At 38.1% G+C, this 17,436-nt stretch carries 20 protein-coding genes; 3 read left to right on the top strand and 17 right to left on the bottom strand.

The features are described from left to right. Nucleotides 1–13 precede the first annotated feature (13 nt). From AC0TNG_RS23230 to AC0TNG_RS23185, 10 genes are all read right to left on the bottom strand, one after another. Complete coding sequence (locus AC0TNG_RS23230) at nt 14–1,696, bottom strand: hypothetical protein (protein WP_473713158.1); 1,683 nt, start codon at nt 1,694–1,696, stop codon at nt 14–16. Between the two features lie 2 nt (nt 1,697–1,698). After that, nucleotides 1,699–2,136 (bottom strand): hypothetical protein, encoded by a 438-nt coding sequence (locus AC0TNG_RS23225; RefSeq protein ID WP_248236685.1) that lies wholly within the window; start codon nt 2,134–2,136, stop codon nt 1,699–1,701. 1 nt (nt 2,137) lies between these two features. Continuing rightward, nucleotides 2,138–2,431: a hypothetical protein gene (locus AC0TNG_RS23220; RefSeq protein ID WP_473713157.1), complete on the bottom strand. Its 294-nt coding sequence runs from the start codon at nt 2,429–2,431 to the stop codon at nt 2,138–2,140. Between the two features lie 3 nt (nt 2,432–2,434). After that, the gene (locus AC0TNG_RS23215) at nt 2,435–4,360 is read right to left on the bottom strand and encodes a phage major capsid family protein (RefSeq protein WP_473713156.1); all 1,926 of its coding nucleotides are present in this window, start codon (nt 4,358–4,360) and stop codon (nt 2,435–2,437) included. Next, nucleotides 4,302–5,825: a phage portal protein gene (locus AC0TNG_RS23210; RefSeq protein ID WP_473713155.1), complete on the bottom strand. Its 1,524-nt coding sequence runs from the start codon at nt 5,823–5,825 to the stop codon at nt 4,302–4,304. Before AC0TNG_RS23210 ends, AC0TNG_RS23215 begins: the two co-directional genes overlap by 59 nt. Continuing rightward, a complete protein-coding gene (locus tag AC0TNG_RS23205; RefSeq protein WP_473713154.1) occupies nt 5,825–6,367 on the bottom strand; it encodes a hypothetical protein in 543 nt (180 codons plus the stop codon). The genes AC0TNG_RS23210 and AC0TNG_RS23205 overlap by 1 nt, the downstream gene beginning before the upstream one ends. 10 nt (nt 6,368–6,377) lie before the next feature. Beyond that, nucleotides 6,378–8,183, bottom strand: coding sequence for a terminase gpA endonuclease subunit (locus tag AC0TNG_RS23200; protein WP_473713153.1), 1,806 nt, complete (start codon nt 8,181–8,183; stop codon nt 6,378–6,380). Between the two features lie 22 nt (nt 8,184–8,205). Continuing rightward, nucleotides 8,206–8,766: a hypothetical protein gene (locus AC0TNG_RS23195; protein WP_473713152.1), complete on the bottom strand. Its 561-nt coding sequence runs from the start codon at nt 8,764–8,766 to the stop codon at nt 8,206–8,208. Nucleotides 8,767–8,911: 145 nt separating this feature from the next. After that, nucleotides 8,912–9,232 carry a hypothetical protein gene (locus AC0TNG_RS23190; protein WP_279801057.1) on the bottom strand — a complete coding sequence of 107 codons (321 nt, stop codon included), beginning with the start codon at nt 9,230–9,232 and terminating at the stop codon, nt 8,912–8,914. Between the two features lie 108 nt (nt 9,233–9,340). Next, nucleotides 9,341–9,982, bottom strand: coding sequence for an EAL domain-containing protein (locus AC0TNG_RS23185; RefSeq protein ID WP_473713151.1), 642 nt, complete (start codon nt 9,980–9,982; stop codon nt 9,341–9,343). 261 nt (nt 9,983–10,243) lie between these two features. On the opposite strand from AC0TNG_RS23185, the gene AC0TNG_RS23180 reads away from it, so the two are divergent. The 3 genes from AC0TNG_RS23180 to AC0TNG_RS23170 all read left to right on the top strand — a co-directional run bounded on the left by AC0TNG_RS23180 (nt 10,244) and on the right by AC0TNG_RS23170 (nt 12,290). Further along, nucleotides 10,244–10,936: a hypothetical protein gene (locus tag AC0TNG_RS23180; protein ID WP_473713150.1), complete on the top strand. Its 693-nt coding sequence runs from the start codon at nt 10,244–10,246 to the stop codon at nt 10,934–10,936. Nucleotides 10,937–11,222: 286 nt separating this feature from the next. After that, nucleotides 11,223–11,537 (top strand): hypothetical protein, encoded by a 315-nt coding sequence (locus tag AC0TNG_RS23175; protein WP_473713149.1) that lies wholly within the window; start codon nt 11,223–11,225, stop codon nt 11,535–11,537. Nucleotides 11,538–11,660: 123 nt separating this feature from the next. After that, entirely contained in the window at nt 11,661–12,290 is a 630-nt protein-coding gene (locus tag AC0TNG_RS23170; RefSeq protein ID WP_473713148.1) for a hypothetical protein, read from the top strand. A gap of 32 nt (nt 12,291–12,322) precedes the next feature. Here the strand turns inward: AC0TNG_RS23170 and AC0TNG_RS23165 are convergent, their stop codons facing one another. From AC0TNG_RS23165 to AC0TNG_RS23135, 7 genes are all read right to left on the bottom strand, one after another. Beyond that, nucleotides 12,323–13,000 (bottom strand): hypothetical protein, encoded by a 678-nt coding sequence (locus AC0TNG_RS23165; RefSeq protein ID WP_473713147.1) that lies wholly within the window; start codon nt 12,998–13,000, stop codon nt 12,323–12,325. A gap of 419 nt (nt 13,001–13,419) precedes the next feature. Continuing rightward, nucleotides 13,420–13,791, bottom strand: coding sequence for a hypothetical protein (locus tag AC0TNG_RS23160; RefSeq protein ID WP_473713146.1), 372 nt, complete (start codon nt 13,789–13,791; stop codon nt 13,420–13,422). Next, on the bottom strand, nt 13,788–14,063 hold the full coding sequence (locus tag AC0TNG_RS23155; RefSeq protein ID WP_473713145.1) for a hypothetical protein: 276 nt from the start codon (nt 14,061–14,063) through the stop codon (nt 13,788–13,790). The genes AC0TNG_RS23160 and AC0TNG_RS23155 overlap by 4 nt, the downstream gene beginning before the upstream one ends. After that, a complete protein-coding gene (locus tag AC0TNG_RS23150; protein ID WP_473713144.1) occupies nt 14,053–14,361 on the bottom strand; it encodes a hypothetical protein in 309 nt (102 codons plus the stop codon). The genes AC0TNG_RS23155 and AC0TNG_RS23150 overlap by 11 nt, the downstream gene beginning before the upstream one ends. Before the next feature lie 721 nt (nt 14,362–15,082). Then, on the bottom strand, nt 15,083–15,607 hold the full coding sequence (locus AC0TNG_RS23145; protein ID WP_473713143.1) for a hypothetical protein: 525 nt from the start codon (nt 15,605–15,607) through the stop codon (nt 15,083–15,085). Nucleotides 15,608–15,678: 71 nt separating this feature from the next. Beyond that, complete coding sequence (locus tag AC0TNG_RS23140; protein ID WP_473713142.1) at nt 15,679–16,170, bottom strand: hypothetical protein; 492 nt, start codon at nt 16,168–16,170, stop codon at nt 15,679–15,681. A 908-nt stretch (nt 16,171–17,078) separates the two neighbouring features. Beyond that, nucleotides 17,079–17,393: a hypothetical protein gene (locus AC0TNG_RS23135; RefSeq protein WP_367908804.1), complete on the bottom strand. Its 315-nt coding sequence runs from the start codon at nt 17,391–17,393 to the stop codon at nt 17,079–17,081. Nucleotides 17,394–17,436 lie beyond the last annotated feature (43 nt).

Below are 17,436 nucleotides of genomic sequence, written 5' to 3'. Positions count from 1 at the left end.
TGTTTCCTAATCATTAGTGAAGATCTGCCATTAGTAAGGAGCCGTACCAAGTGCTACCACCATCATAAGAAACGAACTGGAATACATCTGTTGAATCTTTCGTAAAAGTTAGTACTGGTACACGCCCATAAGACCATAGAATTGAATCAGGCCATGATATTTTATTTGCCCCTGTGCCTTGTTTCATAGCTACAGTGAAAGATTGAGTATTCTTAGTATTACCGCTTGCGTTAACAATAGTAAAATTAGTTGTTCCTGCTGATAGGGTAACAGTGAATGCAGTCTTACTATCTGATAAATCAATCTCTAGGCTAGTGCCTGTGAGTGTATTTAGTGCTAATAGATCATCTACAATTGTTACTTTTGTATCAATATTGGCTTGTAATGCTTTGTCTTTATCATCAATTTGTTTCTTTGAGTATGTTCCAACATCATCATAGTTCAAAGTAATATCACTGTTTAGTGCATAGCCATTAATACGGGTAATGCGTAGTGCAAATAGATCATTTGATTGAGTACGTGAATACACATCTGGAATATCTGCGGCTACAAGTTGAATATTCGTGCCTGTAAGTGCCTTGTTATTCACTAAGAAAGTTTTAGGTACAAAAGTACTGTTACTGTAGCTAAGACTTGCCATATCGGTTAGCTGTGCTGCACCTAATGTAATATTTCCGCTTAATGCCACGCCGTTAATCGTCTGAGTCTTTGCAACAAAGTTAGTATTGGTTTGTGTCTGTGAGTACACATCTAGAATATCTGCCGCTACTAAGTTTAATGAAGTACCAGAGAGTGCATGACCATTTAACTGAAATACTTTAGGAACAAAGGTATTAGTGATATAAGTTTGAGAGTACACATCAGCGATATCAGCGGCTACAAGGGTAATATTACCAGTTAGCTGTTTACCGTTAATTGTCTGAGTCTTCAAAACGTAGTTTGCTAGGCTAGCACTTGAGGCTGCACCTAGTTCTGTTAGTGTTGGTTTATCAGCACTGGTATAGACTTTGTACCATGCCCCCATAGACGAGCCAAAGTTACGAACGTTAATAATCGGGTTGCCAGTTTTACTAATTACTAATTGAGTACCAAAGTTTGCATCAAGATTATTAATACCTAGAACATCAGTACCTGTTGGTGATGAGGCTGCGGGAATCTTAATGAATCCGTTACCGTCGCGTTCTTGCCAGCTTGGGTACGTAGTGCCATTAGAGCCAACGCCGAAATCACCACGGTTAATTGGTAGTACTGTATCGTCTAGAACACCGGAGCTTACTAATGCTGTTGGTGCAAAGGTATATGTTTTGGTTACTACGGTATCAAAACTTCCAGCAGTTGACATTGAAGTTAGAGTACCGTTGTACATTGCATATGGAACGGTAGTGTCACCCGTTCCTTCATCTGGCATTTCAATTTTTAACTGAATTTCATCACCAGAGTTTACCAAGTCATCTAGGAATTGGTGATCTGCTGGAACCCAGTTAACAGTAATTGACACATCATCATATGCTTTATCACCAACGGCCTTAGCCATGAATGTTTGGTTATATGGTTCAACTGATGCAACTTGTGTTGTAGTACTGACAACTGGAAAGGCTGCAAGTTTTTCAACTTGTTCAAACGCTCTAGATTTTGGATCGGTGTTAAGTATATTGGTATTAATCCATACCGTTGTATAGTTAGTTAGAAATGACATTATTACTCCCCGTAGCTAAATGTAATTGATTGCGTATGTACATACATTGTTTTTTGTGCTTCGGCTTGAGTAGTCATTAAACTATCACCAACTAGTACTTCATAAATTGGCATCCTAAGTAGTTTATCTAAATCATCTAAGAATCCTTTAGTAAAGATTGCCTCTAGAATCTTTTCAATTTCATCTGAGGCATTTTTAAAGTCTTCGGCAACTGATACAAAATCAATAGTAAACTGACATAGATTCTGCACTTCTTGCGGTACTATTTGTGCCGCGATTACTGGCATATTTTGGGGGATCTTAGTTCTAGTTACTGAACTTTCCCCAATGTATACCATTCCATTTTTATCTACTGAAGCTTTCGATGGAAAATGAAGATTCGCTTTAGTACTTAACTTATTAGTTAGGTACTTTCTGATTGTATAATCTGCCGTGTACATATTAGATATCCTCTAAATCAATGTGTTGAATATAGTGATAATCTGAGATTCCACTCAAATCATCTTCTATTCTATTTACTATGTAGGTAGTACCATTACGTTCAAAAGTAATACCCATTGGTAAACCAGAGTTAGAGGTAAAATAATTCACAGTAGATTGTGTATCTTCAAAAAAAATCTCGTCTTGCTCGAAAATTACAGTAACGGTTGTTGTTACTCCATCCTGAACAATGACGAGATTTTCACCGAAAGAATTTAGTAGTGCCTTTATTTGGCTATTACTAAACTCTCTCATATATTAAGCCGCTAGTTTAACTACTAGGAATGCTTCCTCATGACTAATAGAATGGTCAATAAAAGCAAATGTGCGTAGTACAATACCTTGGCTTGCACGTAGGGTAGTATCATCGCGATCTACAGTTAGCCCACCCCAAGAAGCAAGAACTACGTTAGAGAAGTCACCAAAGATGATACTGCCTGCGGCAACTTGGGTAGATTCGATAACGCGTACGGAATCACACAAGTATGCTTCAAAGCGGTAGCCTTCGATCATGTACTTAGCTGCGGTGTTAGAACCGACTAGGGTACTACGTAGAACGGCTGCGGTAGACGGGTGTACGATAGCAACTACGTTATCAATACGTACGTTTGCAGCGGCTAGTTGACCTAGAGCGGCTTGTACATCAGCTTGTGTAATAGCAGCAGTTAGAGTTTTAGAAGGAGCTGCGGTAACGATCTGTGCAAGAATTTCTTTTTCGAGTTTTAGACCAGCACCACGTACCATTGCATCCTGTACATAACGTTCTGCTGTATCAGCAGACTTAATTAGAGTACGGGTAATTGGTACAGAACCAGAGAAAGTCTTAGGCTTTAGTACTAGCTTTTCAAAGTTTGCATCAACTAGTGGGGAATCAGCACCTTCGTCGATGAAATCAAACATCGCAGTGAAATCAGAAGATAGTTTTGGTAGTACTAAATTACCTTCACCTTCTAGACCAGAGAAAGTTTGAATTGGTAGTTGTGCAAAAACAGAGTTAGCACGTAGAACATCAATATATGAATCTACATAAACTTCTTTAACTAGAGCACCACCAGTAGCTGGAGCGGTAGAGGTTGCACGTAGTTGGTTTACTGGTACTTCAATACGAGCACCTTCGAATGGTTTACCCTCGGCAGCCTGACGGATTAGACCATTAATTACAGATTTTTCCATTTTGTTATCCTTAACGTTAGGAGTTTTAATATTTGTATTTAGTGAACGTTTGAAATCAGATACGCTAATTCCTTTAGCGATTGCTTCTGATACATCCACATTCAGTACTGAACCAATTGAAGTAAGTTCACGCTTGCGTTCTTGTTCTGCTTCATCTTCTTGATGAATTGCTTCACCGTCTGCATTACTAGCAGTACGTGTATCTTCGGTTTCTACTGGATCATTACTATTTAGTGTTTCAGGTTCTTCACCTTTGTTTTGAAGTTTAGCTAATAGGTCTGGACGCTTAGATAGCATCTCTTCTAATTCACCATCACTTAATTCAATGTTAGCTACGCCACCATTTTCATCATTATCTACTTCAAGAGTTTCTTTAATGTCATATGATTCATTATCTAGGCGGGTTTCTTCCATTCCCTCTTGTTCTTCCATGAGTCTTTCCTCTTCACTGATTTCATTACTACTATTTAGTGAATCGTCCTCATGAGCTTCTTCTAGTTCTTCTGCGAAATCATCGTCACGTCCAGCACTTCTACCAATGCCAGCATGTAGATCAGCAGGTACAGTAACTAGGCTAATTTCCGATGGTTCCCAGCGAGTAACAATAATGTTATTACCTGCTTCAATGCGGTAATCATTGATGTTATAGCCAACACTAATATGAGATAGAATTCCCTCTTGAATCATTGACCACATAGTATTACCTAGTCCTACGTTACTAATTCGTAGCGTGGCACGGCATACGCGATCTGCATCAATAGATGTAGATTCAACAACGCCTAGTAATTTATCTCGGTCATGATTGAATAGTACTGCACCCTTATTATTAATGCGGGTACGGTCTACAGAGTTTTCATCACATAGTAGAATTTCATAATATTGTTCACCTTCGAGTACGCGGCAAACTGGCGTTTCCGTAGCAAATGCTACTTCGATAGTACGTTTATCAACATCAATTGCTGTTACTGGTACTGTCTGCTCCCTCTTCTGGTTCTTTAGGTTCAATTCCATTTGTATTTCCCTGTGTGTTTGTTTCCTTTTCTTTTGCAATCTCCTCTAGAGTTATGCGTGGATCACCACCCATTTCACTAATGATCTGAGTTTTAGATTTAAGCCCTGCATCAAGTAACATAATCTCGGCCTGGATATCTTTAGTAGCGTCTAGGGAGATTGGTTTAACTGGAATATAACGAGCACAAATAGCATCATCAAAATCAGCAAAAGAGATATTGAGATCACTATTATTTAGCATTTCGCACTTCATCCATTCTAGATAGATTGGTTTTAGTACTCGACTAATTAGGACATTACTACGAGTTCTAAATGTGGTTGCCTGTAGGCGTTCTGCAAGTTTCGCGGCTGAGAAACTAGCATCAGCAGTACTACCCATTAGAGATTGTTTAGTGACGTTCAAACCCATTGCGATTTGATCCATTAGTTCACTAGTGAATTCACTAATCTTATCTGCACCGTTATTTGGACTTACTGTTTTAATATCCTGATTTTTACCTAGTTCAAATACTGCACCTGGTTCTAGATATTCTGAATATGTTGCAGTACTATCACTTTCCCCTGCTACTAGTTCTACTTGGTCGGTATCATTATTATTATTAGTAATGTAAGCTGTGGCACTTGCAGAAATACGTTTTGCAACTAGTGCCGCTTCGGTGAAGTTCTTTAAATCTTCCATAGTTTTGCTAGTACTGATCATATCCGGTATGCCGCGTTCCTGTCCCATCTGTTGAGGGATGAAGTAATGACAGATTTCCTTTGCCGGAATAATTTCAAATGCCGTAGCATCATATGTATAGGTAATAGGATTGTAGATACAGAAATAGTAATTTACTGGTTTATGATTCTTGTCAAATTCAATACCATTTGAAATATAGTTACCATTATCTAGCCATTGGTTATTCAATTGAGTTAAACGAGCGGTATCTATGATTTCAAGTTTTACTGTGTTATTCACATTATGAATACGTATAAAGCATTCACCATCTTGTACGCGGATCTTCTCTACGGTCTGTTGAAAAATATCAAAGGTCATTGAACCATCTAGGCTAAAACGATCTGCATCATAAGCCCAACGGTCAAAACGCTTTTCAAGACGCTGTGAGAGTTCCTGTAGTTCGTCGGGGGTCTTACCCTCAATAGATGGGGCTGGCTTGATATAAACACCCTCCGCACCTACTACACCATCTACGGATAGGTTCATGTACTTACTACCCAATGGATTCTTTAGTACTGCCTCACGTGAAGCATTACGCCAATCACTTAGGAACCAGCGGATCAAGTTATTGATATTTTGTGAACCAGTACCGGAAGTGAATCCAAAGGAAATTACGGGGGTACTCATACCACGTACTGCCTGTAAATCACGCTTCATAGTTAGTGTTGGTTTTTCAACGAAACGCTTATGGCTTGGTTTTGCTTTTGGTTTTTCTATCTGTTGTTGTGTTTTTTTCTTCCAAAACATTAACGTGTTCCCCACCTGTTAGGATAATTAGGGTCACGAAATACGGTTACGCTCTTAAATGGTTTTCCATTACCATTTACGGGTTGATCGTTCATACTAGCCCATAGAGCATTTGCACGTTTAATGTAACGTATACGCATACTCTCTAGGTTAGTTAGTGATTCACTAATTAAAGTTTTATTATTGATAGTTGTTGAGTAAACACCGCCTCCATCTACGCGACTTTTAATTACCTCGTCAATATCTGAAATTAACTTAAGCAACTGTGAATACTCTGTAGTATATTTAGTTGGATCAATTAATTCAGAAACAAAGTTAATAGTGGTAATACCGCTTATTTGGACACAAAACAACTTATCACTTGAACCAGTGATATCTAATGTTAAGGTAAACTCTTTTGGCACTAAATCTGTATTAGAGATAGTAATACTATTTCCACCACTTAGATAATTAACTACTAGAGAAGTTTTTGCGGGAAGTGTTACCGTTTGATCATATGGTACTGTTAGCATATAGATCTTTTCTGGTAAAATGTTTGTCATATATTTTCCTTTATTTTCCGAACCAGCTATTTCCTCTCCTTGTACTGTTTCTAGTTTCTCTAGTTTTCTGTACTGGTTGTGGTTTTACTTCTGGCTTGGTTATAGTTTCTTCCTTATTTAGTGTTTCTTGTTTAGATACTTCTGCCTTAAAGTTACGTAGTTTTCTATATGGCTGTGCTGTACCTAGTACTGTCATAGCGTATTCACGTGCTATCATTGAATAGACAAGACAATCTAAAGCTTCATTTCGCTTCTGCCCTTTCTTTAGTTGCCACATTAAACGCCCACCTTTCGGCTTTAGTTCTTCGGCGGTTAATTGCTCAAAATAGTCAAAAGGTAGTGAACTACTAAAATGTAATTGTGTTGGTGCTTGTTCTGGATTATCTCCAAGCATATGGTTTAGTAATTTACGAATTGTAGTTTTCTGTTCTTGACCATTTAGTACTATTAAGCGTTTACCACCAGCAGTAGATTTTTTAAAGAGTTCACTAGTAGGTGAAGGGCTACCCTTAATCGGGTGTAGTTTTGACCATCTATTACAGAAACGATATACCGTCTGTGTTGCGTTACCGGAGTCTACAAAACATGCAAGTGTTGGTACTATTCTACCGCTTGGTGTTTTAAATGGTGTCTTGAGAAACTTCTCTAGCTCGTTCCATGCTGGTGCTTCTTCCTTAGTACAGTCTGGTGAGTAATGGAATTCATGCCCCAAAACCCACACATTCTTTTCATCAAATGCAATTATCGTAGTTTCTACACGGTCGATCTGTTGGTCTGTACTAGTGCAAATACCTAATGCACTTTCGGGTATGTTATGTAAGTTAAAACTATTATCCCTGTGTTGTTCTAATTGGATGATATCTACTTCTTTCTGATATTCATCTTCAAAGATTTCACCTAGTTCATTGTTCATGAAAGTTTGAAGATTGAAGTTATAGAGTGCATCGGCATAACGTGCTGTCATTTCCTCTATTGTTCCTAGAGGTGAGTACATACGAGAGATACCGAACCCTACCACACCCTTTTCACCATCTGGATTAGTCGCAATCCATCGACCTTTATCTACCATTTGGTGGCGTTTATGTTCACTGATTTCTTTCTTACAATTAGGGCAAATCAATTTAGCCGTAGTACTGTCTGGTATTGCTCTACCATTCTCTAGTTGTTTAAAATCAAATGTTACTTGTTCCCATTCAAATTTATATTCATGACCACAATCATGTGTTACGAACCAGTAGCGTTTATCAGATAGATTGAATTCACTATTGATTAGGTCATTCTTAAATAGTGGTGTACTGGCTACTACTGTTAATGCATCCTCACCAAATGTAGATGTACGCCCTTCTGCTAATTTAATTGGGTTGCCTTGCTCACCAATAACTAGGTTACTCACTTCATCTAGTAGTACGGTTGAACATGTAATACCACGTAGATCTTTTGGGGTATTCATATTAAGCCAGTAGATAAACGTACCATTACGTAGTTCTGTTTGCTTTGCATTGTTGGCGGCGTTCTTATCTGATTTACTAGTGATTAAGTTGGCTAGTACTGGTGAAGTTTCCACTACGGGCATAAACTTACCCTGTTTAAACTTTTTAATATCATCTTCACTACTAGAGGCAAAGGCAAAGTTTGCAGGATCATTAAACATCTTATTCATTGCTATTGCGGTCATTACTTGGGTTTTGAGTAATTGGCTACACGCCTGAATAACGATCTTCTTAGTACTTCTATCCTGTGCTACATCCATTGGTTCACATTGAAAATTCCAAGGAATATAATCTAAGCCCATTCCTGGACCGTCGATTAACTTCATTACTCCACCAGCTTTAATCCAATCACTCGTTTTCTGTTTTAGTGGTGGCTTGACTGTCGGTAGTACTTTCTTGAGTAGTATCGTTAATTTCGTCTTGTTGTTCTTCTTCATGTTCTAAGATATCCATATCATCAGGTAGCTCGAATTCCATTTCTCCGAGTTCTATTAATGTTGCGTCTATTACATCCTTTAACCTGTCACGTAAATCTTTCGCGTTATCCATTGCGAATAGTTCTAGGTAAACTTTATTGGGTATTGAACGAATACTTGTTTTCAATTTATATAGATAGGCAGTTAGTACATCTTCAATATACTCAGTACTGATTACTGTATCTTCTTTCTGTGCTAGTTCTAATTCTGCTAGGCTTGCTTCAGCCTTGAGTTTCTTTAGTCGCTCTTGTTCAATCTGTTCTTTGATATCAGTGTTGCGTAGCGGTAGGATAATGTTTTGTACAATCCATTCACGCGTTTCACTTTCATCAACATCTTTACCAATTGGCATACCTTTATCACGCCATTGTCGTACAGTACTCTCGTCATACCCGTACTGCTTACCAAGTTGGTTCATGCTTACGTTTTTCATTTGCTAATTCCTTTTATGCACTTCGTATTCACTTTCGGTTCGGATATGCATTAATTTTGCATTTATATTTAAAACAATTCGGGGACGAAACTACGCTCGATCCGAACCCCACCGGAGGAACCATTAAAATGAATATTTTGAGTGATCATTCATCTTTGAAGTTATTGAGTAGTACTGACACTCTGTAGCTATTGATAGGTCTACCGTTTAAAGATTCATGTTCTAATAGTTCTTTTATTAGTCCGTGTAGATAATCTAGATGTGTACGTTCACTACCTTCATAGTTATCAATACTATTCCAGTGATACCACCAGCGGCCTATTGTGTAGCTATGCTTGTAGTTAATACTGATATATTTATGTTTGGCTGTTATTGAATAGTCATCAATGAATAGGCTGTAGGCTTCATCAATCGCTATGTGAGCCGATATTAGTACATCATCACGTGAATAGTCATAGCCTGACATAATGCCGTCTGTGATGGTTGTAGAGCCTTTTGGGAAGTGTAGGATTATTGATATGCACATTTGTATACCCCTATGATGTTTGTTCTATAGGGGTATTTACTGTGTTAGTTAAAGCAGGGTGTTTACCTTGTCGAATGGTACTGATCTGTAGAGGTAGCCTTGTACCGCTGTTACTCCACTATCACGTAGTACTGATAGCTCTTTCTGTTGCTCTACTCCCTCTACGATTACATAGGGGCAATACTGCATAATGTTCTTCATCAATAAGCTGAAGGTAGGCTTCTGGATTTCCTGACGGTAGAACGCCCTATCAATCTTTACGGCTTCATAGCATCCAGTAGTGAGTGCTGCGACATTGGCACGGCCTGAACCAAGATCATCGAGGAACAAGCGATAGCCAACGTTTAACAGGGTCTTGAGTACAGGATGATTGATCCCCTGCTCCAATCCTTCGAAATTTTCTGAGATCTCCAACCTGACATAATCAAGTTTATCCAGTAGCTGTATCACGTCTCTATCAAACACACACAGCCTTGCTTGTATGGTGTCAATGTTAACAGTGCAATAAAGCCGGTTATGACGGAACCATGACGCATGTACTTCTATGGCCTGTAGTTGTCGTATGAGTAGTTCCCTCTTCCCTTCTGCATCCATAGCCATGATGTAGTACTTACTGTTCAGTACTGGCAGGTCTTCACGATGGAAGCGGGTTAACAGCTCACATCCTACGAGCTGACCTGATGTAGTCATGATTGGTTCTGCTATGAACTTTGTGGTAATCATCCATTATTATCTCTTAACTCGATAGATAATGAATTATTGATCGGTTTTGCCTATTATTAATAGATGTACACCCACTGAATTTACACTCTTAACTTATTGATTATGATCGTTTTTTAAGTGTTTTTGGTGATTTATTCTGTTAACCCATCGATAGATCAGCTTGTTTATCATTCGTAGGTTTATTACTGTTACGCCTGATATGGACAGGGAGTGACACGGGAAGGATTCATGAGCTACAACTCACTTATACTCAATAAACTTGATGCTGATCGCTACATGGCTAACCTGCTGGATAGGAGCCTTGACGCCCTACAGCAGCAGGCCGTACAACAAGCTAAAACTATCTACTCTGGTACGGAAAGGCTTTCGTGGTATAGCTCTTGCTTCATGGATAACTACCAGGACGTTTGTACACGCTTAAAGCAAGAAGATATTAGATTTGCGAAAGCAATATTTACGTTAGCAAAACACAATGATGTAATCAGAGAGATGATTGAAATATATGTTAACTATATGTTTGAGAATCTCTCTGATCAGCGAATCAGAAATATTACACGAATATTGGCTATGTCCGGTACGTTCGTTACATCTTCAACACTGACAAGATTATCTATTGCCTACTCTGTATCTGCTCTGGTTGCGTCAAGTTTGGGGATGAAGGTATCTGTAGAGGGGGCTTTAACCACTTGGGCTACGAGGGGGATTGCTCTGGTTGGTGCTTATGGGTATGTACAGATAGCTTCTCAGGCTGCCGAACGGCTCTTACATAAACACGGTCGGTACTATAGGGATCTCTATGGTCGTGATTTGGAAATGTTGTATTTCCTTATTGAGCCTATCATTGAACGAGTAGATGCTAATAACCAGTGGCAAAAGACTGATCAGGACATAGTATCTGACATTATAAGGTTAATCAGATGAAGAAAATTTTAAAAGTATTTTGGGATGATTTACATAGATTACTCTTTAGGGTTTATTTGCCTATTGGTATTTCAATAATATTTTTCATTATTGCGGCTAATTATTGGGAAGATTACGCTCATATATCATCGTTCATCTTCTTGATAGTTGCTTTTGTTGTCAGTGATAAACTGTTCAAGAGGAAACGTTAAGCCCTTATCATGTAAGCATATTTTTTAGAATTGGATTTTATCGGCAACCCCTGCGATACTGTATATACACACAGCATTCATGGGAGGGCTAAGAAATGGGCAATAAGAACGGTTACGATCCATCCATACGTAGAGGTGTTCACCAGTTCTCCAACAACGGGATATGGTTCACGGTCTGTTATCGTGGAAGTGCTCTTGAGCAATTCAAGTTTGGTGATCGGGTGATTTTTGAAGGTTCTGTAGGCGGGGTCTTCTGGCTGGGGACGGTTGAGCGGGATTGCTTTGTACTGATTAGCGAAACGCCATTTAAAGACGTATTGGAGGCTGTTAGTTATCTACATGCTGAACAACGTGTGATTGTACAACATGGTGATGATTGGTTCTGTGGCCAAGAGGAATTACCGTTCTAGATTCACGCCACACCTACCCACAACAAACCAAACCCCTTTGTAGATGTGGCGTGAATGGGGAGTGTACGTCATCGGATGTTTAATGGTAAAGTACTGATAAATCTTATATATTGCGGATAATTGATGATGGACTATAAAAAACTAAATATGGCACTTTTCATAACAGTAATAGTTCTTATATCTGTAGCTGTGTTTGCTTTTTTAAAAGTGCTCTTCTCTGATACAAAAACTTTAGAATGGGGAAGTATATCTGATTTCATTAGCTCAATTTCAACTTTCGGTACACTTCTTGTAGCATTCTTTGCTTATAAAGCAGCACCACAATGGGTGAAACAAAAACAATACGATGAAGGAATTAATCATGTTAAATCTCTAATGGCTGAGTATGATGAAATTGTATCAAGCATTTTAGAGCTACATCCCGACATTAAAACTATTAATAAAAAAAATCCAAAATTTAAAATACTTTCAGAAAAAGTCGAACAATTAATTTATCGCACTTTCGATTTAAGAGCAAAATTGAAGTCCTGCCAAAGATGGAATATTATATATCCGAAGGAAGTTAGTGAGGCATTTCTTAGACTAACCATGTATTTTCATCATTCTTTCTTACAATTGACTTTCAGTGATATTGATTTTAGTGATGAAAGAGCTAATGAAATAGATACTGCCGATCTCATCATTGCTGAAGTAAAAGAAGATATTGATTTTTTCAATCGTAGTCTAGATAAAATTTTCACCTACCCAAAATGATAAAAGCCCCGCAAGGGGCTTTTCTTTAAGCATTACTCTTTAGTCACTTTAGCTTTGAATTTAGCTAATAATGTTTTTTCATCATCACCAGATTTATCTTTCTTCTTGAATTCTTCGAAGTAAATTTGTGAAATTTCATTCAGCTTACCACGGCTGTTGATATGGAATTCATTACCGTTCCATACTGCGTTCATTGGATAGGCTTGCTGGTAATCAGTACTGTACTCACGTAACAGGTTATCTACTTTTGCCATTTCTGGACGGGCTTTAATCAAAGTCTGGTAGGCTTCACTATCACGTAAACCTGCGGGTAATTGCTTGTTAACCACGCTGTATGATTTTTGACCGATCACTACAGTGAATGATTTATTGTTGCTGTTGCTACTGGTCGTACGGATCTTAGTACGGATTTGCGTACTTGGAGTGCCGCCCGTAGCCGCTTCAATCAGTTCTTCTACTGTTGTGAACATACTTTGTTCGCTGAGTATTCCTTTAAGAACTTCCAGAGCTTCACGGCGGCGTTCTTCCTGAGCTGTAGCAATGTAAGCCTTAACATCATTAAGGCGGCTGATAAGTTCGTCTACTTCGTCTGGTGCGATACCTGCCAGTTCCTTACGGCGGTCATTATCGGCTACCAGTTGGCCTACATTGAAATCATCAGCCAGGATTGAACGGATCATTGTTGCGGTAATTGTTTTAATAGACGACATATCTTTTCCTCATTCACTGAAATTAAGAGTAGTTTGAATTCGGTTCGTTTAAAGAGTATCCCCTAATGGATCTCCCTGATTTCCTGAAGCATCTTAACATCTAAATTAAACTCTACTAGTACAAATTCTAACGGTAGAGTACGGATAATTTTTACGTACAGTTCATTCAATCGAATAACGTCTTCATTTACTGAATTGTGTCGGGGGCGTATTGGTAGTTCCCGTCCTCCAGTACTGTACCGTGCATGATACGGTGTAACAGTTCCTTGTAGATAAGGCAGTAACGGTCAATCACTGCCGTAACACGCTCATGAGAAAAAAAAAGAATGAGTCCCCTCTTCCGCCTTGTTGATAGCTATTATTATGGAATTAGCTATTACTATCAATAGCTATCTCAAAAAGAAATGATACATTACTGATTACTTACGCTTTTTAGTTGTTACTGGCTTTGGATTTAGGATAAGTTCTAGTAGTTCTTCGGTCATTTCATTACCATTTCTATAGAATGCCTCTAGTAGAAGTCCTGCGTATTGCTTCTGGATAGCTAGTGCATCTACGGTAGATTCCTGAAAGAGTTCTTCTTCACTCATTTGGTGCTGTGTAATCGTCTGTCCGTCACCTATGATAGTACCGTAGGTATTGATAGTGATCGTGCGGTGTCGTGCGATACGTACCCATGAGGAACCGTAACTAGTACTATCAGCTTGGAAGTGTGCGGTTTGCTTCTGCCCGTCGATTTCATATTCCACTTTAAAGTTCTTTGGGTTGTTATTGATAATTTGATATTTCATTCTGTCGTAATCTCGTAGTACTCTAATGGTTCTTCACCACTAAAAACTGGTAGTGTAATTGTTATCTCTTCTTCATCACACGTTGCCGTTGCTATTCGGTCAACTACATGCACTGTATAGGTTTTCACTTCATCACTCTGTAGTGCCTGTTTTAGTACTGTTGCGTATGCGTCCATTTTCATTTCTTCTCTGATTGCGTCTACGATTGGTTGCTTATGCTTTTCTAGTACAGCTTCAAAAGTAACTGGTTTGAATAGGTCTTTATAGTTCATTTTTTATTAGCCCCCTTAGTTTTACATATAGTGCGTCTAGTGCTTCTTGTTCTTTTAGTAGTGTTTCGTATTGTTCCTGTACTAGATCATTTTCCATAAATTGTAGTACACGTCTTAGGGAACTAATTTTACCTGCTAGATCAATGCTTAAATGACCTGCCTTATTAGCAATAATATCCGCTAGCTGTGATTCATCGCCTAGTACATCAGCTAAAAGATTCTGTAGTAGTTGAGATTCTTCTGTACGTTCTTCTGGTTTTTGAGTGAGGTTAATTTGTAGTTTGTTTAGTTCGTTCATTTGGGTTTCTCCTATAATGTTTCATATATCTATTTAGTGATTAGCGTAGAATAGTACGCCTTAGTAGCTCTCATATTGAATTCACGGTTTAGGTGAGTGTATGACGGCATACGGCCTTTATCGGCCTTGTATCGCTCTATGTAGGCCGTTAGTAGTTCTAACTTAGTTGTACTTACATGCGGATTGTCGCTTAGTGGTGAGCGTTTAGGCGTGTTATAGAGTCCATTTGATTTCATTCCATCGCGTTTCCAGTTAGGTTTCATTTGATATTCCTTCTTGTTAGTGATGCCCTTTGCGGGCGGCTGCGTGTTCGGGTGACTCGTTCGGGCGTGACTCCGTGGCGACTCACGAATACTTTGATTAATTACTTTGGTAGTAGCTCTTGGGGTTTGTTACTTTGACAGTACTGTTACTTGTCTGAGCGAAAGCGAGTAAAATCCCTCGCGTTCTTTTCGAGTACTAGCGAGAAAAAACGCAAGGATCGGTTTAATTTGTGTTTCAGTGACTATACGACCGCAGGGAGTGTAGGCACTCAAAGACCGATTTGGACGTAGTTCAAGAGGTCTTAATAATTTCTAATTATGGTGTCGAAATTCGGGACACCCCATATATGGTGGTTATTTTGTCATTTATGCCACTAAATGTAGTGTTCAAACCCCTAATTTCCCCTATTAAACCCCCTTTTATCCTGAATTACGACATTTGATCCATTATTAAAACACTACTTAGAATGTCGTAATTCGGGATAAATTGAGGCGATAACCTTTAGTAAATCAGCCTTAGAGTACCCAGCATCAATAGCTTCACGTAGTTGATACGCTTCCTCACCTGTTAGGTACTGTGCTCCCTCTGGTGTATCACTTCTGATAGGCTTACCACTGCTTAGAAGTGCATTTAAACCCTCACATATGGCTATCGTAACCATCTTGTAATCACGTACTGATGAATCGCCATACTCCTTTTGTGTAAAGGCATCGAAAAACTCAATATTGTGCTTTATAGATTCGTCTGTGATGTAGCGTGTAGAAGTTACTAATAGCAGCATGTTTTTGTTTGAAAAAGTCTTACGTTTTTTGTTCTTCTCAAAGTAACTTTTTACTGAATTAGATATTACTCTACGTGCTTCATCTGTAAGTTGGTTTAGGTGGCGTACTCCCCTTAGATGATCTTGTAAATCTGCGTTATCATGTTCTTTTGATTTACGTCCACGTTTTTGTAACTCGCTTGGATCTTTCTTTTTGGTCATAATAAATACCTTTATAAAATTGATGTTAATTAATTAGGCACTTGGTCTTACTCACCAAGTGCCTTTTTTTATTACTTGCTGTTTAGTAGTGCTGTACTAAGTACTGGATAGTTGCTGTACTTAGTTGCTAGGTTCTGAATACGTACTTGGCGATTTTGAAGATATGCTTGGTGTGCTTCATCTTCTGTTGTGAAAGTACCGTAATACTCCTGTACACCGTTGTATGTTGATTTAGCTACCCAACTATTATAAACCTTCTGTACTCCCTTCTTGTACTTACCGTAGCCACCTCTGAATAGTTGATTTACTTCATGCGGTACGAACATACAAGTGTTTGGGGAATAGTGGTTAGCTCCTAACATATCCTTATCAACATCCCACCCACTAATACTATTTTTTAAGTACCAGTAGTAGTAGTTGCTGAAAGTGTACCATTCAACACAAATAGTTGTATTAGCGTAACCTTTGCGTTTTAACCTTGAATGCATACTATGCCATTTTTGAAGAGCTTCTTTATATAGGTGTAGAGATACCTGGCCTTTTAGGTCATTGATTTTTTCCATTTTGATTCATCCATGAATTTTATGTAGGGGCAATCCGTGCCGCCACAATGAGATAATACTTTTTACGATAGTATCAAACGTTGTGTATTACTTACTGTTTAGTATTGAGTACTGATTGATTATGTACTGTAGAGCATTTGCTTTAGTTTTTACTTTTCCCTCCTGTATTAGTTTTTCAAGTAGTTGTACTTGAGCATCATTTAGTTTTACGCTCACAGAATGTGATTTCAATTCCTTCATATTTTCTCCTTTTGAAAAGAATTCTTTTTATGCTTTTCCAAATCCAAAGAAAAACCCTATGATTGCCATAGGGCTAAAATATCATTGGAGATTATGGAAATATTTATCTTCGATAGCTATATTATATCATATTATTTTGGAACGTCCCAAATTTCGAAGATCTTTGTGTAGTAATGTCACTTGCTACTATCTATTTAGTATTTTATTTTCGGAAACATAGCCAAATACGGGCTACAATCCATAAAACCACCATAATTAGTAGGTAAAGAATCCACCCAAGTAACACGTACTTGATAAACCCTGTTACCAATATGATAAAGCCGATGGTTAGTACTAGTGAAGTTATTAGCCAATCTAACATTTGAATACTCCTATGATAATTATTATAAGAGTATTTAGTGGTTTACTTTAAAAATGATCAGTTGTGTAGTTATAACAAGTAGTTAGTATCAACATCCTTACTTACTTCTTCAGGGTGCTGGATTAATACTTATCCCAATCATTCGGTTTGATTGGCTTAATATCGTGTTTACCATTCACATTCTTAGTAAGAATATATGCTATAACATTTTCACAATGAAAACATGTGAACATTACTTTACGTTGTGGTACTACATCATTGGATTTACCACAAAATGAACAAAATGTTTGAACTGTTAAAATAGTCATTATGCTTTCTCCTCATTCCAAACATCAATCAATGCCAAAATAACTTTGCCAATTAGTTGTTTCTCTTCATCACTATAGTTACTATTCCATATCTTATCTTGATAGTACTCCTCTGGCATACCCATATGGATTACATTAGAAAGGTCATTCCAGCCTTTATAAACACCGATCCAGCGACGGTTAACACTTACATAGATATCTTTTAAGTATTCCAGTACAAAACCATCAGGATCATAATTGATGATTGATTCGTATTGACCAACTGGATTACCTACGGTATTAACTATTGCATCATAGTACTTCTGATTCATCATATTACTTCCTCGCGTTATTAGATTAAAAATAGAGTATTGTACC

Source organism: Enterobacter sp. PL_is514 (genome assembly GCF_055816715.1).
Note: the sequence above shows the minus strand (reverse complement) of the source record. Positions and strands in the feature narration are given on the sequence as shown.

Excerpts from the sequence above, each read along its gene's own strand:
- AC0TNG_RS23230 (WP_473713158.1), bottom strand. The coding sequence starts at position 1,696 with ATGTCATTTCTAACTAACTATACAACGGTATGGATTAATACCAATATA.
- AC0TNG_RS23225 (WP_248236685.1), bottom strand. The coding sequence starts at position 2,136 with ATGTACACGGCAGATTATACAATCAGAAAGTACCTAACTAATAAGTTA.
- AC0TNG_RS23220 (WP_473713157.1), bottom strand. The coding sequence starts at position 2,431 with ATGAGAGAGTTTAGTAATAGCCAAATAAAGGCACTACTAAATTCTTTC.
- AC0TNG_RS23215 (WP_473713156.1), bottom strand. The coding sequence starts at position 4,360 with ATGGAATTGAACCTAAAGAACCAGAAGAGGGAGCAGACAGTACCAGTA.
- AC0TNG_RS23210 (WP_473713155.1), bottom strand. The coding sequence starts at position 5,825 with ATGTTTTGGAAGAAAAAAACACAACAACAGATAGAAAAACCAAAAGCA.
- AC0TNG_RS23205 (WP_473713154.1), bottom strand. The coding sequence starts at position 6,367 with ATGACAAACATTTTACCAGAAAAGATCTATATGCTAACAGTACCATAT.
- AC0TNG_RS23200 (WP_473713153.1), bottom strand. The coding sequence starts at position 8,183 with ATGAAGTTAATCGACGGTCCAGGAATGGGCTTAGATTATATTCCTTGG.
- AC0TNG_RS23195 (WP_473713152.1), bottom strand. The coding sequence starts at position 8,766 with ATGAAAAACGTAAGCATGAACCAACTTGGTAAGCAGTACGGGTATGAC.
- AC0TNG_RS23190 (WP_279801057.1), bottom strand. The coding sequence starts at position 9,232 with ATGTCAGGCTATGACTATTCACGTGATGATGTACTAATATCGGCTCAC.
- AC0TNG_RS23185 (WP_473713151.1), bottom strand. The coding sequence starts at position 9,982 with ATGACTACATCAGGTCAGCTCGTAGGATGTGAGCTGTTAACCCGCTTC.
- AC0TNG_RS23180 (WP_473713150.1), top strand. The coding sequence starts at position 10,244 with ATGAGCTACAACTCACTTATACTCAATAAACTTGATGCTGATCGCTAC.
- AC0TNG_RS23175 (WP_473713149.1), top strand. The coding sequence starts at position 11,223 with ATGGGCAATAAGAACGGTTACGATCCATCCATACGTAGAGGTGTTCAC.
- AC0TNG_RS23170 (WP_473713148.1), top strand. The coding sequence starts at position 11,661 with ATGATGGACTATAAAAAACTAAATATGGCACTTTTCATAACAGTAATA.
- AC0TNG_RS23165 (WP_473713147.1), bottom strand. The coding sequence starts at position 13,000 with ATGTCGTCTATTAAAACAATTACCGCAACAATGATCCGTTCAATCCTG.
- AC0TNG_RS23160 (WP_473713146.1), bottom strand. The coding sequence starts at position 13,791 with ATGAAATATCAAATTATCAATAACAACCCAAAGAACTTTAAAGTGGAA.
- AC0TNG_RS23155 (WP_473713145.1), bottom strand. The coding sequence starts at position 14,063 with ATGAACTATAAAGACCTATTCAAACCAGTTACTTTTGAAGCTGTACTA.
- AC0TNG_RS23150 (WP_473713144.1), bottom strand. The coding sequence starts at position 14,361 with ATGAACGAACTAAACAAACTACAAATTAACCTCACTCAAAAACCAGAA.
- AC0TNG_RS23145 (WP_473713143.1), bottom strand. The coding sequence starts at position 15,607 with ATGACCAAAAAGAAAGATCCAAGCGAGTTACAAAAACGTGGACGTAAA.
- AC0TNG_RS23140 (WP_473713142.1), bottom strand. The coding sequence starts at position 16,170 with ATGGAAAAAATCAATGACCTAAAAGGCCAGGTATCTCTACACCTATAT.
- AC0TNG_RS23135 (WP_367908804.1), bottom strand. The coding sequence starts at position 17,393 with ATGATGAATCAGAAGTACTATGATGCAATAGTTAATACCGTAGGTAAT.